The organism is Geodermatophilus sp. SYSU D00663, assembly GCF_054050655.1.
Genome location: NZ_JBJGZT010000031.1, coordinates 38945 through 54422 on the forward strand (window position 1 = coordinate 38945; position 15478 = coordinate 54422).

The 15478-nt window shown below is 75.9% G+C and carries 13 protein-coding genes and 1 rRNA gene; 13 read left to right on the forward strand and 1 reads right to left on the reverse strand.

The window, feature by feature from the left end; genetic code table 11:
• Positions 1 to 64: 64 nt before the first annotated feature.
• Entirely contained in the window at positions 65 to 907 is an 843-nt protein-coding gene (locus tag ACI79Z_RS20030) for an EamA family transporter (protein ID WP_456903605.1), read from the reverse strand.
• Between the two features lie 223 nt (positions 908 to 1130).
• Here ACI79Z_RS20030 and pheS point away from each other — a divergent pair, with 223 nt between their 5' ends.
• The 13 genes from pheS to ACI79Z_RS20095 form a co-directional block, all read left to right on the forward strand.
• Entirely contained in the window at positions 1131 to 2198 is a 1068-nt protein-coding gene (gene pheS, locus ACI79Z_RS20035) for a phenylalanine--tRNA ligase subunit alpha (protein WP_387987060.1), read from the forward strand.
• Positions 2199 to 4661 carry a phenylalanine--tRNA ligase subunit beta gene (gene pheT / locus ACI79Z_RS20040; RefSeq protein ID WP_456903606.1) on the forward strand — a complete coding sequence of 821 codons (2463 nt, stop codon included), beginning with the start codon at positions 2199 to 2201 and terminating at the stop codon, positions 4659 to 4661.
• Positions 4661 to 5467, forward strand: coding sequence for an SDR family NAD(P)-dependent oxidoreductase (locus ACI79Z_RS20045; RefSeq protein ID WP_456903607.1), 807 nt, complete (start codon positions 4661 to 4663; stop codon positions 5465 to 5467). Before pheT ends, ACI79Z_RS20045 begins: the two co-directional genes overlap by 1 nt.
• 254 nt (positions 5468 to 5721) lie before the next feature.
• Complete coding sequence (gene argC / locus ACI79Z_RS20050) at positions 5722 to 6774, forward strand: N-acetyl-gamma-glutamyl-phosphate reductase (protein ID WP_456903608.1); 1053 nt, start codon at positions 5722 to 5724, stop codon at positions 6772 to 6774.
• On the forward strand, positions 6771 to 7922 hold the full coding sequence (argJ, locus tag ACI79Z_RS20055) for a bifunctional glutamate N-acetyltransferase/amino-acid acetyltransferase ArgJ (protein WP_456903609.1): 1152 nt from the start codon (positions 6771 to 6773) through the stop codon (positions 7920 to 7922). Before argC ends, argJ begins: the two co-directional genes overlap by 4 nt.
• Complete coding sequence (gene argB, locus ACI79Z_RS20060; protein ID WP_456903610.1) at positions 7919 to 8941, forward strand: acetylglutamate kinase; 1023 nt, start codon at positions 7919 to 7921, stop codon at positions 8939 to 8941. Before argJ ends, argB begins: the two co-directional genes overlap by 4 nt.
• Complete coding sequence (locus tag ACI79Z_RS20065) at positions 8938 to 10128, forward strand: acetylornithine transaminase (RefSeq protein WP_456903611.1); 1191 nt, start codon at positions 8938 to 8940, stop codon at positions 10126 to 10128. The genes argB and ACI79Z_RS20065 overlap by 4 nt, the downstream gene beginning before the upstream one ends.
• Positions 10125 to 11072, forward strand: coding sequence for an ornithine carbamoyltransferase (argF, locus tag ACI79Z_RS20070; protein ID WP_387987079.1), 948 nt, complete (start codon positions 10125 to 10127; stop codon positions 11070 to 11072). Before ACI79Z_RS20065 ends, argF begins: the two co-directional genes overlap by 4 nt.
• The gene (locus ACI79Z_RS20075; RefSeq protein WP_387987082.1) at positions 11069 to 11617 is read left to right on the forward strand and encodes an arginine repressor; all 549 of its coding nucleotides are present in this window, start codon (positions 11069 to 11071) and stop codon (positions 11615 to 11617) included. Before argF ends, ACI79Z_RS20075 begins: the two co-directional genes overlap by 4 nt.
• Positions 11614 to 13059, forward strand: a complete 1446-nt coding sequence (argH, locus tag ACI79Z_RS20080; protein WP_456903612.1) for an argininosuccinate lyase — start codon at positions 11614 to 11616, stop codon at positions 13057 to 13059. The genes ACI79Z_RS20075 and argH overlap by 4 nt, the downstream gene beginning before the upstream one ends.
• Positions 13060 to 13076: 17 nt before the next feature.
• Entirely contained in the window at positions 13077 to 13703 is a 627-nt protein-coding gene (locus ACI79Z_RS20085; protein WP_387987093.1) for a DNA-3-methyladenine glycosylase, read from the forward strand.
• A complete protein-coding gene (gene tyrS / locus ACI79Z_RS20090; protein ID WP_456903613.1) occupies positions 13700 to 14983 on the forward strand; it encodes a tyrosine--tRNA ligase in 1284 nt (427 codons plus the stop codon). Before ACI79Z_RS20085 ends, tyrS begins: the two co-directional genes overlap by 4 nt.
• Before the next feature lie 370 nt (positions 14984 to 15353).
• A 16S ribosomal RNA gene (locus ACI79Z_RS20095) occupies positions 15354 to 15478 on the forward strand; the annotation flags it as partial.

Sequence of the window (15478 nt, forward strand, 5' to 3'; positions counted from 1 at the left end):
CCCGGTTGTCGGCAGCGGACCCCCGGGGCGACACCCGTCGGTCCGCCCGGTTCCCCCGGGAGGGTCAGGCGGGCAGCGCGATGAGGACGACGGCGGCCGCCGCGACGGCCAGCCCGGCGCGCTGCGCCCCGGCCAGCCGCTCGCGCAGCACGACCTGCGCCAGCACGACCGTGCTCGCCGGGTACAGCGACGCCAGCACCCCGGTGATCGCCAGCTGCTCGCCGACCTGGGTGGCGACGAGGAACAGCGCGTTGGCCGTCATGTCGCCGACGCCGGCGAGCACCACCACCGGCAGCACCCCGCGGGACACGAGCAGCGAGCGGCCCGACGCCAGCGCGAGCCCGCCGATCAGCAGCACCGACACGACACGGGCGGCCAGCAGGGGGCTCAGGCCCGAGTCCCCGCCGGTGCGGTCCAGCAGCACGAAGAACAGCCCGAAACCGGCGCCGGCGGCCAGCGCCGGCGCGACGGTGCCCAGCCGCGCGGCGCGCAGCGAGGACAGCCCGCCCTCGGCCGCCACGAGCACCACCGCGACCAGCGCGAGCAGGATGCCGATCGCGGCCAGGACGCCGAGCCGCTCGCCGAGCAGCAGGCCGCCGACCACCGGCAGCGCCGCGGCCGCCACCGCCGTCACCGGGGCCACCACGCTCATCACCCCGGTGGCCAGCGAGCGGTAGAACAGCAGCAGCCCGGCCCCGCCGGCGACACCGGCGGCCGCGCCCCAGCCCAGGTCGGCCGGCGTGGGGCTGCCGCCGAGCCAGGGGAGCAGCAGCACGACGGCGACCAGCCCGGCCGCCTGCGACAGCGCGACGACGGCGGCCGCGGCGGCCCGGCGGCTGGCGATCCCCCCGCAGAAGTCGGCCATCCCGTAGACGACGGCCGAGGCCAGCGCCAGCACCATCGCCATCCGGTGCGCCTCCGCGTCATCGTCCCGCCGTCCCGCCGATCCTGGCAGCCGCCGGCCCCCGTCCTCCCGCCGGCACCGGGACCGGCGATCCCGTGGCCGTCCGCGCCCGGTGGCCACGGGACCGCCGATCCCGGGCGGGGTGGCGGCGGGCACGAGCGGCCGTCGGGCGGTCGCGGCAAACCCGGCAGCGACGTCCCGGGGCCGCCGGGCAGAATGGCCTCCCGTGTCCGGCGCCAACGACCCCTACGACCCGAAGCAGGTCGCGGCCCTGTCCGCCGAGGCCCTCGACGCCGCCGTCGCAGCGGCGCGGGAGGCCTTCGCGGGAGCGGGCGACCTCGAGGCGCTGGCCGCCGTGCGCCCGGCCCACCTCGGCGACCGCGCGCCCGTGCCGCTGGCCCGCCGCGAGCTCGGCGCGCTGCCGCCGGCCGCCCGCGCCGACGCCGGCAAGCGGGTGAACGCGGCGCGGGTCGCCGTCACCGAGGCGTACGAGACGCGGAGGGCCGAGCTGGAGGCCGAGCGCGACGCCCGGGCGCTGGCCGAGGAGCGGGTCGACGTCACCCTGCCCTGGGACCGCACCCCGCGCGGCGCCCGCCACCCGCTGACCACGCTGCAGGAGCGGATCGCCGACGTGTTCGTCGGCATGGGCTACGAGGTGGCCGACGGCCCCGAGCTCGAGGCCGAGTGGTTCAACTTCGACGCGCTCAACATCGGCCGCGACCACCCGGCGCGCACGATGATGGACACCCTCTTCGTCGCCCCCGAGGACTCCGGCCTGGTGCTGCGCACGCACACCAGCCCGGTGCAGGCCCGCACGCTGCTGTCCCGGACGCCGCCGGTGTACGTCGTCGCGCCCGGGCGGGTCTACCGCACCGACGAGCTCGACGCGACGCACACCCCGGTCTTCCACCAGGTCGAGGGCCTGGCCGTCGACCGCGGGCTGACGATGGCGCACCTGCGCGGCACCCTCGACCACCTCGCGCGGGCGCTGTTCGGCCCCGAGGCGGTCACCCGCTGGCGGCCGTCGTACTTCCCGTTCACCGAGCCCTCGGCCGAGTTCGACGTCTGGTTCCCCGAGCACCGCGACGGCCCGCGCTGGGTCGAGTGGGGCGGCTGCGGGATGGTCAACCCGCGGGTGCTCGTCGCCTGCGGCGTCGACCCCGAGGAGTACAGCGGCTTCGCCTTCGGCGTCGGCATCGAGCGGGCGCTGCAGTTCCGCTCGGGCGTCGGCGACATGCGCGACATCGTCGAGGGCGACGTCCGGTTCACGAGTGCGTTCGGAGTGGAGCTGTAGATGCGGGTCCCCGTCGGCTGGCTGGCCGAGTACGTCGACGTCCCCGCCGGGACTCCCGTCGAGGATCTCGACGCCGCCTTCGTCCGGCTGGGCCTGGAGGTCGAGGAGGTCCACACCCCGGCCGAGGTCACCGGCCCGCTCGTGGTCGGCCGGGTGCTGGAGATCGAGGAGCTCACCGGCTTCAAGAAGCCCATCCGGTGGTGCCAGGTCGACGTCGGCGAGGGCGCCCCGCGCGGGATCGTCTGCGGGGCGAGCAACTTCGTCGCGGGGGACAGCGTCGTCGTCGCGCTGCCCGGCGCCGTGCTGCCCGGCGGGTTCGAGATCGCCGCGCGGAAGACCTACGACCACGTCTCCGACGGGATGATCTGCTCGGTCCGCGAGCTCGGCATCGGCGAGGACCACGCCGGGATCCTGGTGCTGGGCGAGGGCTTCGAGCCCGGCGCCGACGCCCGCCCCGTCGTGGGCCTCGACGACGTCGTCATCGAGCTCAACGTGACCCCCGACCGCGGCTACTGCCTGTCCATGCGCGGGATCGCCCGCGAGGTGGGCACCGGCCTGGGCGTGCCGTGGCGCGACCCGGGCGCGGCGGCGCCGGCCGCCTGGTCCGGCGAGCCGGCGTGGGAGGTGACCGTCGCCGACGCCGACCGCTGCGACCGGTTCTCCATGGTCGCGCTCGAGGGCCTGGACCCGACCCGGCCCAGCCCCTGGTGGATGCGCCGCCGGCTGGCCCAGTCGGGCGTCCGTTCGATCTCCCTGGCCGTCGACGTCACCAACTACGTGATGCTCGAGCTCGGCCAGCCGATGCACGCCTTCGACCGGGACGCCGTGACCGGCCCGATCGTCGTCCGCCGGGCCCGCGAGGGCGAGCGGCTGACCACCCTCGACGGCGCCGACCGGGCGCTGTCCGGCGACGACCTGCTCATCACCGACGACACCGGCCCGATCGGGCTGGCCGCGGTGATGGGCGGCGCCTCGACCGAGATCGGCGACGGCACCACGAACGTGCTGCTCGAGGCGGCGCACTGGGAGCCCACCGGCGTCGCGCGCACCGCCCGCCGGCACCGGCTGCCCAGCGAGGCCGCCCGCCGCTTCGAGCGCGGCGTCGACCCGGAGATGACCGTCGCCGCGCTCGCCCGCGCCGCGGAGCTGCTCGCCGAGCACGGCGGCGCCCGCGTCGTCGGCGCGCTGGTCGACGTCGACACCCGCGCCCCCCGCCCGTCGATCGCGCTGGACGCCGCGAGGCCCGGCCGGGTCTCCGGCGTGCCCTACTCGCCCGCCCAGGTGGTCGAGCTGCTCGGCGCGGTCGGCTGCGCGGTGGAGGCCGACGGCGGCTCGCTGACCGTCACGCCGCCGTCGTGGCGCCCGGACCTCACCGACCCGGCCGACCTGGTCGAGGAGGTCGTCCGGCTGGCCGGCTACGACGACGTCCCCTCGGTGCTGCCCACCGCCCCGCCCGGGCGCGGGCTCACCGAGACCCAACGCCGCCGTCGCACGGTGGGCCGCGCGCTGGCCGAGGCCGGCTACGTCGAGGCGCCGTCCTACCCGTTCGTCGGCGCCCCGGCGCTGGACGCCCTCGGCCTCGCCGACGACGACCCGCGCCGCCGGGTCGTGCTCGTGCGCAACCCGCTGTCGGAGGAGGAGCCGGCGCTGCGCACCACGCTGCTGCCCGGCCTGCTCGCGACGCTGGCCCGCAACCTCTCCCGCGGCCGCCGCGACGTCGCCCTGTTCGAGCACGGCGCGGTCTTCCCGGGCGACCGGCGCACCCCCGCGCCGCTGCCCGGCGTCGACCGCCGGCCCGACGACGACACCCTCGCCGCCCTGCTCGGCGCGGTGCCCGACCAGCCCTGGCACGTCGCCGTGGCGCTGACCGGGCAGCGCGAGCCGCGCGGCTGGTGGGGCCCGGGCCGGGCCGCGGGCTGGGCCGACGCCGTCCAGGCCGCCCGGCTGGTGGCCGCCGCCGCGGGCGTGGAGCTGTTCGTCCGCCCCGGCGAGCAGGCCCCCTGGCACCCGGGGCGCTGCGCGGAGCTGGTCGTGGACGACCGGGTGGTCGGGTACGCCGGTGAGCTGCACCCGCGGGTGTGCGCCGCCCTCGACCTGCCGGCCCGCACCTCGGTGATGGAGCTCGACGTCGACGCGTTCCCGCCGGCGCCCGTCCCGGTGGGGCCGCGCATCTCGACGTTCCCGCCGGTCTTCCTCGACCTGGCCTTCGTCGTGCCCGACGAGATCACCGCCGCGCACGTCGAGTCGCTGGTCCGCGGGGGTGCGGGGGAGCTGTTCGAGGCGGTCCGCCTGTTCGACGTGTACTCCGGTCCGCCGGTCCCGGCCGGGTCGCGGTCGCTGGCGTACTCCCTGGTGCTGCGCGCGCCGGACCGCACGCTGACCGCCGAGGACGTCGCCCGGGTGCGCGAGGGCATCGTCGCCGTCGTCGAGCTGCAGGGGATCACCCTGCGCAGCGGCGACTGATGGCGGACCTCACCGGCCTGGTCGCACTCGTCACCGGGGCGTCGGCGGGCATCGGCCGGCACCTGGCCGAGGGGCTGGCCGCCCGCGGGGCCGCCGTCGCCGGCGTCGCCCGCGGCGCGGAGCGGCTGCGGACGGCGATGGCCGAGGTCGCCGCCGCCACCGGTGCCCGCACCCTCGCGCTGCCCGCCGACGTCACCGACCGCGCCGCCGTCGACGCCGCCGTCGCGGAGGTGGTCCGCGAGCTCGGGCCGATCGGGCTGCTGGTGAACAACGCCGGCCTGATCGACGCCGCCGAGGTGCCGCTGTGGGAGGCCGACCCCGACCAGTGGTGGGAGGTCGTGGAGAGCCAGGTGCGCGGGCCGTTCCTCGTCGCCCGCGCGGTCCTGCCCGGGATGGTCGCCGTCGGCGGCGGCCGGGTGGTCGACCTGGCCAGCGGGATCAGCACCCGCGCCAACCCGCACTACAGCGCCTACTCGGCGGGCAAGACCGCGCAGATGCGCATCACCGAGTCGATCGACCTGGCCGGTGCCGCGCACGGCGTGCGGGCGTTCGACCTGGCGCCGGGCGTCGTCGACACCGCGATGACCCGCGCCATGCCGATGCACGAGGGCCGCACCGACTGGACCCGTCCCGAGGACGTCGTCAACCTGGTGGTGGCCATCGCCGCCGGGGAGCTGGACCAGTGGTCGGGGCGGTTCTTCCGCGCCGGGGTCGACGACCTCGACACGCTGCGCGCCACGGAGCCGGCCGACGACGCGCGGAAGCTGCGGCTGCTCCCGTACGGCGACGGCGACCCGCTGGCCTGACCGCCCTCGTCCGGGCGCGGTCGTGCTCTGCCCCGCCTCCGGGGGCAGAGCACGGAGGCCGGAGCCGGCACCTCCCGCGCCGGACGTTCGTGCTCTGCCCACCCCTGTGGGCGGAGCACGACTGCGCGCAGGACCCCGGGGCGTCCCCTCCCTCCGTGCTCTGCACACCTCCCTGGGCAGAGCACGAGCGTGCGCGAGGGCACGCGCGGACCCGGCCATGAAAGGTCATGCACGGGCCTGTATGGTCATGCATCGTGAACACAGGGCAGACGTGGACGGTCGGGGTCACCGGCGCCACCGGGTACGCGGGGGGAGAGGTATGCCGGCTGCTGGCCGGGCACCCGCACCTCCGCCTGGCCGGGGTGCACGCGAACAGCAGCGCCGGCCGACGCCTGGGTGAGCTGCAGCCGCACCTGCTGCCCTTCGCCGACCTCGAGGTCCGGCCGAGCGCGCCCGAGGACCTCGCCGGCTACGACGTCGTCGTCCTCGCGCTCCCGCACGGGGAATCGGCCGCGATCGCCGCGCAGCTGTCCCCGGACACCCTGGTCGTCGACTGCGGCGCCGACCACCGGCTGCAGGACCCGGCCGCCTGGGCCCGCTGGTACGGCGGCGACGCCGGCACGCCGCACCCGGGGACGTGGCCCTACGGCCTGCCGGAGCTGCCCGGCCAGCGGGAGCGGCTGGCCGGCGCGCGGCGGATCGCGGTGCCCGGCTGCTACCCGACCTCGGTCACCCTCGCCATGGCCCCGGCGCTGGCCGCCGGGCTGGTCGAGCCGGACGTCGTCGTGGTCGCCGCCTCGGGCACCTCCGGCGCGGGCAAGGCGGCCAAGCCGCACCTGCTCGGCAGCGAGGTGATGGGCTCGGTCAGCGCCTACGGCGTCGGCGGCGTGCACCGGCACACCCCGGAGATGGCGCAGACCCTCGGCGCGGCCGCCGGGGGCCCGGTGCGGATCAGCTTCACCCCGACCCTGGTGCCGATGAGCCGGGGCATCCTCGCCACCTGCTCGGCGCCGCTGCGGCCCGGGATCGACGCCGACGCCGCGCGGGCCGCCTACCAGAAGGCCTACGCCGACGAGCCGTTCGTGCACCTGCTCCCCGAGGGCCGGTGGCCGACGACGGCGCAGGTGCTCGGCGCCAACACCGTCGCGGTGCAGGTCGCGGTCGACCCGGACGCCGGCCGGCTGGTCGTCGTCGCCGCGGTCGACAACCTCACCAAGGGCACCGCGGGCGGCGCGATCCAGAGCGCCAACGTCGCCCTCGGGCTGCCCGAGACCGCGGGCCTGCCGCTGGTGGGGGTGGCCCCGTGAGCGTCACCGCACCCCAGGGCTTCCGGGCCGCCGGCGTCGCGGCCGGGCTGAAGAGCACCGGCGCGGCCGACGTCGCGCTGGTCGTCAACGACGGGCCGCGGGACGACGCCGCCGCCGTCTTCACCACCAACCGCTTCCCGGCCGCGCCGGTGCAGTGGAGCCGCCAGGTGCTGGCCACCGGCCGGCTGCGCGCGGTGGTCCTCAACTCCGGCGGCGCCAACGCCTGCACCGGCCCCGAGGGCTTCCAGGACACCCACGCCACCGCCGAGCACACCGCCGAGCAGCTGGGGCTGGGCGCCATCGACGTCGCGGTCGCCTCCACCGGGCTGATCGGCGTCCGGCTGCCGATGGACAGGCTGCTGCCCGGGGTCACCGACGCGGCGAAGGCGCTGTCGGCCGAGGGCGGTCCCGACGCCGCCCGGGCGATCATGACCACCGACTCGGTGCCCAAGACGACGGTCGTCGAGCGGGACGGCTGGTCAGTCGGCGGGATGGCCAAGGGCGCCGGCATGCTCGCGCCGAGCCTGGCCACGATGCTCGTCGTCCTCACCACCGACGCCGCCGTCGACCCGGCCGTGCTGCAGGAGGCGCTGAAGGCCGCCACCGCTGTCAGCTTCGAGCGGGTCGACTCCGACGGCTGCCTGTCCACCAACGACACCGTCGTGGCGATGGCCAACGGCGCCAGCGGGGTCGGCCCGGGTGCGGAGGAGGTCGCCGAGGCGCTCACCGCCGCGGCCACCGACCTCGCCATGCAGCTGCTCGCCGACGCCGAGGGCTCGACCAAGGACATCGCGATCACCGTCCGCAACGCGGCGACCGTCGAGGACGCGCTCACCGCCGGCCGCGCCTGCGCCCGCAACAACCTGCTCAAGACGGCGCTGTTCGGCAACGACCCCAACTGGGGCCGGGTCCTGGCGGCGATCGGCACCACCGACGCCGCCTTCGAGCCCGACCGGGTCGACGTCACGATCAACGGTGTCACCGTCTGCCGGGGCGGCGCGATCGGCGACCCGCGCGAGGGCGTCGACCTCACCGGCCGGGCCATCACCATCGACGTCGACCTGGGCGCCGGCACCGAGCAGGCCACGATCTGGACCAACGACCTGTCCCTCGCCTACGTGCACGAGAACTCGGCCTACTCGACGTGAGCACCCACGAGAACACCCACGAGAACACCCACGAGGACCCCACCCCGCCCGACGTCCGGGTCGACGAGGCGCCCCCGCCGCGCCGGCGGATCGGCACCACCCGGGTCATGCGCACCTACGACCCGGAGGGCGACGCCCGCAAGGTCGCCGTCCTCACCGGCGCGCTGCCGTGGCTGCGGGAGTTCCACGGCAACGTCGTGGTGATCAAGTACGGCGGCCACGCGATGGTCGACGAGGAGTGCCGCCGGGCCTTCGCCGAGGACATGGTGTTCCTGCGGACCTGCGGCATCCTGCCCGTCGTCGTCCACGGCGGCGGCCCGCAGATCACCGAGATGCTCGGCCGGCTCGGCATCGAGAGCGAGTTCCGCGGCGGCCTGCGGGTGACCACCGACGAGACCGTCGAGGTGGTCCGCATGGTGCTCACCGGCCAGGTCACCCCCGAGGTGGTCGGGCTGGTCAACCAGCACGGCCCGCTGGCGGTCGGCCTGTCCGGCGAGGACGGCGGCCTGTTCACCGCCGAGCGCACCCGGGCGCTCGTCGACGGGCAGCCGGTCGACGTCGGCCGGGTCGGGGACGTCGTCGCCGTCGACCCGACGCCGGTCACCGCGCTGCTGCAGTCCGGGAAGATCCCGGTGGTCGCCACGGTCGCGCCCGACCGCGACGGCGTGGTGCACAACGTCAACGCCGACACCGCCGCCGCCGCGCTCGCCGTGGCGCTCGGCGCGGTGAAGCTCGTCGTCCTCACCGACGTCGAGGGCCTCTACGCCGACTGGCCCGACCGCGACTCGCTGGTGCAGCAGATCGACGCCGCCGAGCTCGCCGAGATCCTCCCGACGCTGGACGCCGGGATGATCCCGAAGATGGCCGCCTGCCTGCGGGCGGTCGAGGGCGGGGTGAAGCGGGCGACCGTCGTCGACGGCCGGACCCCGCACGCCCTGCTGCTGGAGATGTTCACCACCGAGGGCACCGGGACGATGGTCGTCCCCGCCCACTCACTGAGCGGAGAGGAGCCGGCATGACCCACACGGAGGAGCTGGCCACCCGCTGGTCGGCGGTGATGATGGGCAACTACCGCACCCCGCCGGTCGCGCTCGCGCGCGGCGAGGGCGCGACCGTCTGGGACGTCGACGGCCGCGAGTACACCGACCTGCTCGGCGGCATCGCGACGACGATCCTCGGCCACGCCCACCCGAGGGTGGTCGAGGCGATCACCCGGCAGGCGCAGACCCTCGGGCACGTCTCCAACCTGGCGATGCACGAGCCCGGCGTCACGCTCGCCGAGCGGCTGCTGGAGCTGGCCGGCCGGCCAGGACGGGTGTTCTTCTGCAACTCCGGCGCCGAGGCCAACGAGGCCGCCTTCAAGATCAGCCGGCTCACCGGGCGGCCCGAGGTGGTCACCGCCGAGGGCGCCTTCCACGGCCGCACGATGGGCGCGCTCGCGCTCACCGGCCAGCCGTCCAAGGCCGCCGCGTTCGCCCCGCTGCCCGGCGGCGTCCGGTACGTGCCCTACGGCGACGCCGACGCGCTGGCCGGGGCGGTCGGCGACCGGACCGCGATGGTGCTGCTCGAGCCGCTGCTCGGCGAGGGCGGCGTGCAGCCCCCGCCGCCGGGCTACCTCGCCGCCGCCGCCCGCACCGCCGCGGACGCCGGCGCGCTGTTCGCCGTCGACGAGGTGCAGACCGGCACCGGCCGCACCGGCCACTGGTTCGCCCACCAGGCAGACGGCCTGCAGCCCGACCTGGTCACCATGGCCAAGGCACTCGGCGGCGGCCTGCCCATCGGCGCCACGCTCGCCTTCGGCGACGCCGCGGAGCTCATGACCGCCGGCTCGCACGGCTCCACGTTCGGCGGCAACCCGATCGCCTGCGCCGCCGCGCTCGCCGTCCTCGACACGATGCGGGACGAGGGCCTGCTCGAGCGCGCCAAGGAGCTCGAGCACCGGTTCACCGCCGGCATCGAGGGCCTCGGGCACCCCGGCGTCTCCGAGGTGCGGGGGAGGGGTGCGCTGCTCGGCGTCGTCCTCACCGCCCCGGTCGCCGGCGCGCTGGAGGCCGCGCTGCGCGAGGCCGGCTTCCTCACCAACGCCGTCGCCCCCGGCGTGCTGCGCCTGGCGCCCTCCCTGGTCCTCACCGACGGCCAGGTCGACGCCTTCGTCGCCGCGCTGCCGGCCGCCCTCGACACCGCCCTGCAGGAGACCGACTCGTGACCCGGCACCTCACCCGCGACGACGACCTCACCCCCGGCGAGCAGGCCGAGGTCCTCGCGCTGGCCGCCGAGCTCAAGCGCACCCGGCACACCGACGCCGCGCCCACCCCGCTGCGCGCGGCGAACGGCGTGCCGCGGGCGGTGGCCGTGCTGTTCGACAAGCCCTCCACCCGCACCCGGGTGTCGTTCTCGGTCGGCGTCGCCGAGCTCGGCGGGTACCCGCTGGTGATCGACGCCGGGTCCAGCCAGCTCGGCCGCGGCGAGCCGGTGGAGGACACCACCCGCGTGCTCGACCGGCAGGTCGCCGCGATCGTGTGGCGCACCTTCGGCCAGGACCGGCTCGAGACCATGGCCGCCACCAGCCGGGTGCCGGTGGTCAACGCGCTCACCGACGACTTCCACCCGTGCCAGATCCTGGCCGACCTGCAGACGGTGGCCGAGCACAAGGGCTCGCTGGCCGGCCGGTCGCTGACCTACCTCGGCGACGGCGCCAACAACATGGCCCACTCGTACCTCCTCGGCGGCGCGACCGCCGGCATGCACGTGCGCATCGGCTCGCCGGAGGAGTACCAGCCGGCGCCCGACGTGCTGAAGAGGGCGGCGGAGATCGCCGCCGAGACCGGCGGCTCGGTCCAGTGGACCGCCGACGCCGCGGCCGCCGCCGACGGCGCCGACGTCCTCGCCACCGACACCTGGGTGTCGATGGGCCAGGAGGACGAGTACGACACCCGGGTCGCGCCGTTCCTGCCCTACGCCGTCGACGACGCCGCGCTGGCCCGCGCCGCCGACGACGCCCTCGTGCTGCACTGCCTGCCCGCCTACCGCGGCAAGGAGATCGCCGCCGACGTCATCGACGGCCCGCAGAGCGTCGTCTGGGACGAGGCGGAGAACCGGCTGCACGCGCAGAAGGCCCTCCTCACGTGGTTGCTGGAGCGATCCACGTGACCGGGGCGCTGACCCGCTCGGCGCGGCAGGCCCGCATCGCCGAGCTCATCGCCGCCCGGCCGGTGACCTCGCAGACCCAGCTCGCCGCGCTGCTGGCCGAGTCCGGCGTCGAGGTCACCCAGGCCACGCTCTCCCGCGACCTGGAGGAGCTCGGCGCGGTCAAGCTGCGCGGCTCCGACGGCGCCCCGGCGTCCTACGTGCTGCCGCCGGAGAACGCCCCGCTGCGCCCCGCGCAGGCCGCCCCCGCCCGCCTCACGCGGCTGCTCGGGGACCTGCTCACCAGCGCCGACGGCAGCGCCAACCTCGCGGTGCTGCGCACCCCGCCCGGCGCCGCGCAGTTCCTCGCCTCGGCGCTGGACAAGGTGGGCCTGCCCGACGTCCTGGGCACCATCGCCGGCGACGACACGCTGCTCGTCGTCTCGCGCGACCCCGACGGCGGCGCGGCGCTCGCCCGGCGCCTGCGGTCGCTGGCCGGCCGCGCACCCGGCGAGCCGCCCCACCTGACCGACGAGACCGACGACCCCGCTGGAGGATCAGCCCCGTGACCGACCCGACCGCCCCCGCCTCGCAGACCCGGCTCTGGGGCGGCCGCTTCGGCGGCGGGCCGTCGCCGGCCATGGCGGCGCTGTCGAAGTCCACCGACGTCGACTGGCGGCTGGCCCCCTACGACCTCGCCGGCTCCCGCGCCCACGCGCGGGTGCTGCACCGCGCCGGCCTGCTCACCGACGACGAGCTCGGGCAGATGGTCGGCGCGCTCACCGAGCTGTCGGCCGAGGTCGCCGCGGGCACCTTCGCGCCGGTCGAGGCCGACGAGGACGTGCACGAGGCGCTCGAGCGCGGCCTGATCGCCAAGCTCGGCACCCTCGGGGGCAAGCTGCGCGCCGGCCGGTCCCGCAACGACCAGGTCGCCACCGACCTGCGGCTGTACCTGCGGCACAACGTGCGCGCGCTGGTCGGTGAGCTGGCGTCGCTGGAGTACGCCCTGACGGGGCTGGCCGAGCGGTACCTCGAGGTGCCCGCGCCCGGCATGACCCACCTGCAGCACGCCCAGCCGGTGCTGATCAGCCACCAGCTGCTGGCCCACGCGCACGCCTTCGCCCGCGACGTCGACCGGTTGCTCGACTGGGACCGCCGCGCCGCCGTCAGCCCGCTGGGCTCGGGCGCGCTGGCCGGGTCCTCGCTGCCGCTGGACCCCGACGCCGTCGCCGCCGAGCTCGGCTTCGACCGGGCCGCGGAGAACTCGATCGACGCGGTCAGCGACCGCGACTTCGCCGCCGAGTTCTGCTTCGCCGCCGCGATGGTCGGCGTCCACCTGTCCCGGCTGGGGGAGGAGGTCGTGCTCTGGACGTCGACCGAGTTCGGCTGGGCCCGCCTCGACGACGCCTGGGCGACCGGGTCGTCGATCATGCCGCAGAAGAAGAACCCGGACATCGCCGAGCTCGCGCGCGGCAAGTCCGGCCGGTTCGTCGGCAACCTCACCGGCCTGCTCACCACGCTCAAGGGGCTGCCGCTGGCCTACGACCGTGACCTGCAGGAGGACAAGGAGCCGGTCTTCGACTCCCTCGAGCAGCTGCTGCTCCTGCTGCCCGCGGTCACCGGCATGGTCGCCACGCTCACCCTGCGCCCGGAGGTGCTCGAGGCCGCCGCGCCGCAGGGCTTCGCGCTGGCCACCGACGTCGCCGAGTGGCTGGTCAAGAAGGGCGTGCCGTTCCGGTCGGCGCACGAGATCTCCGGCGAGATGGTCGCCGTCTGCGAGGCCGCGGGCCGGGAGCTCGACCAGCTCGACGACGACCAGCTCGCCGGCATCGACGAGCGGCTCACCCCCGCCGTCCGGGAGGTGCTGTCGGTGCGCGGCGCGCTCGCCGCCCGGGACACCCGCGGCGGGACGGCGCCCGAGCGGGTCGCCGCCCAGCTGGCCGCGCTCAAGGACGTCGTCGCCGCCCACGGTCGCTGGTCGGCCGACTCGCCCGTGGCGGCCGCGCTCTGAGCCAGCCAGGCCGCCTGCTGACGGCGGAGGAGCTGCTCGGGCCGGTCGACGACGTCGCCCCGGCGCTGCTGGGCTGCTGGGTGGTCACCGACCGGCCCGAGGGGACCGTCGCCGTCCGGCTCACCGAGGTCGAGGCGTACTCGGGGGAGGGGGAGGACCCGGCGTCGCACGCGCACCGCGGCCCCACCCCTCGCGCGGCGATCATGTTCGGCCCGCCCGGGCGGCTGTACGTGTACTTCAGCTACGGCGTGCACTGGTGCGCCAACGTCGTCGTCGGTCCCGCCGGCCGCGGCTCGGCGGTGCTGCTGCGCGCCGGCGAGGTGGTGGTGGGGGAGCAGGTCGCGGCCCTGCGCCGTCCCTCCGCCCGCGTGCCCCGGGACCTGGCCCGCGGCCCGGCCCGGCTGACCGCGGCGCTGGCGATCGGGCCGGAGGACGGCGGTGCCGACGTCCTCGACCCCGCCTCGCCGGTGCGGCTGCACGCGGGGCAGCCGCCGTCCGCCGTCTCGGCCGGGCCCCGGGTCGGGATCAGCCGGGCGACCGAGCTGCCGTGGCGGTTCTGGGAGACCGGGGCGCCGTCGGTGAGCGCCTTCCGCCCGGGCGGGCAACGCCGGCGCCGCGCCGCCGGGCAGACTGGTACCTCGTGACCTCCTCCGTCCTCGACGAACTGCAGCGCCGCGGGCTCATCGCCCAGACCACCGACGAGGACGCCCTGCGCGCCCACCTCGCCGAGGGACCGGTCACCTACTACTGCGGCTTCGACCCGACCGCCCCGAGCCTGCACGTGGGGCACCTGGTCCAGGTGATGGTGCTGCGGGCGCTGCAGCGCGCCGGCCACCACCCCGTGGTCCTCGTCGGCGGCGCCACCGGGCTGATCGGCGACCCGCGACCGACCGCCGAGCGGCAGCTCAACGACCGCTCCACCGTGGCCGGCTGGGTGGACAGCATCCGTCGCCAGCTGGCGCCCTTCCTCGACCGGCCGGCCGAGCAGGAGGGCCTGCCCGCGCCGGTCTACGTCGACAACCTGACCTGGACCGAGCCGCTGTCGGCCATCGACTTCCTCCGCGACCTCGGCAAGCACTTCCGGGTCGGCCGGATGCTGGCGAAGGAGGCGGTGTCCGCGCGGCTGAACTCCGAGGCCGGCATCAGCTACACCGAGTTCAGCTACCAGATCCTCCAGGCGCACGACTACCTGCAGCTGTTCCGCCGCCACGGCGTCACGCTGCAGACCGGTGGCTCGGACCAGTGGGGCAACCTCACCGCCGGCATCGACCTGGTCCGCCGGGTGGAGGGGGCCGCGGTGCACGCCCTGTCCACCGTGCTGGTCACCAAGTCCGACGGGCAGAAGTTCGGCAAGAGCGAGGGCGGCACCGTCTGGCTCGACCCCGCGCTCACCTCGCCCTACGCCTTCTTCCAGTTCTGGCTCAACGCCGACGACGCCGACGCGCTCACCTGGCTGCCGCAGTTCTCCGAGCGGCCGGCCGAGGAGGTCGAGGCGGTCCTGGCCGAGAGCCGGGAGCGGCCGGCGTCGCGTGCGGCACAGCGCGCCCTGGCCGAGGAGCTGACCGCGCTCGTCCACGGGCCCGAGGAACTCCGCCAGGCGGAGGCCGCCGGGCGCGCGCTGTTCGGGCGGGACGACCTGACCGCCCTCGGCGCCGACACCCTCGGTGCCGCCCTGCGGGAGGCCGGCAGCGTCACCGTCGACGGCGGGACGCCGACCGTCGCGCAGCTGCTCCAGCAGACGGGCCTCGTCTCGAGCCTGTCCGAGGCCCGCCGCACGGTGAAGGAGGGCGGCGCGTACCTCAACAACGAGCGCGTGACCGACGCCGACACCGTCCCGGGCGAGGAGGCCTGGTTGCCGGGCGGCTGGCTGGTGCTGCGCCGCGGCAAGCGGTCCGTCGCCGGGGTGCAGCGCGTCGCGCACTGAGGACGTCCTGCCGCGTTGCCGCCATGTGACACGCCGGTTCCGGAACGGTGTCTGGCGTCACGGCCGAGCCGGTTTGACACGCTCCCGACAGGCACGTAACTTTCTCTCTGCGCGCCGCACGGCCCGGGAGGGCCGGCGCGGAGGACCCTTCGAGGGAACACTCCGGGCGGGCGCAGGGTTGGACAACAAGCAGCCACCGAGGAAGCCCGAGAGGGTCGAGTTGGTGTGCGTCCGCTCCTTGAGAACTCAACAGCGTGCCGAAAGTCAGTGCCAAGTAATACCCCGTCCCGGGCTTCACGCCTGGGTGGGATTCCTTTGGTTGATTGATATCGCGATCTGTCAGGTCGCGGTTCTCGGCCAGATCAGATCATCTACGGAGAGTTTGATCCTGGCTCAGGACGAACGCTGGCGGCGTGCTTAACACATGCAAGTCGAACGCTGAACCCTGCTTGCGGGGGGATGAGTGGCGAACGGGTGAGTAACACGTGGGCAACC

Bases quoted from the DNA above. Each gene is read 5' to 3' on its own strand.
- ACI79Z_RS20030 (WP_456903605.1), bottom strand. From the start codon at position 907: ATGGCGATGGTGCTGGCGCTGGCCTCGGCCGTCGTCTACGGGATGGCC.
- pheT (WP_456903606.1), top strand. From the start codon at position 2,199: ATGCGGGTCCCCGTCGGCTGGCTGGCCGAGTACGTCGACGTCCCCGCC.
- ACI79Z_RS20045 (WP_456903607.1), top strand. From the start codon at position 4,661: ATGGCGGACCTCACCGGCCTGGTCGCACTCGTCACCGGGGCGTCGGCG.
- ACI79Z_RS20065 (WP_456903611.1), top strand. From the start codon at position 8,938: ATGACCCACACGGAGGAGCTGGCCACCCGCTGGTCGGCGGTGATGATG.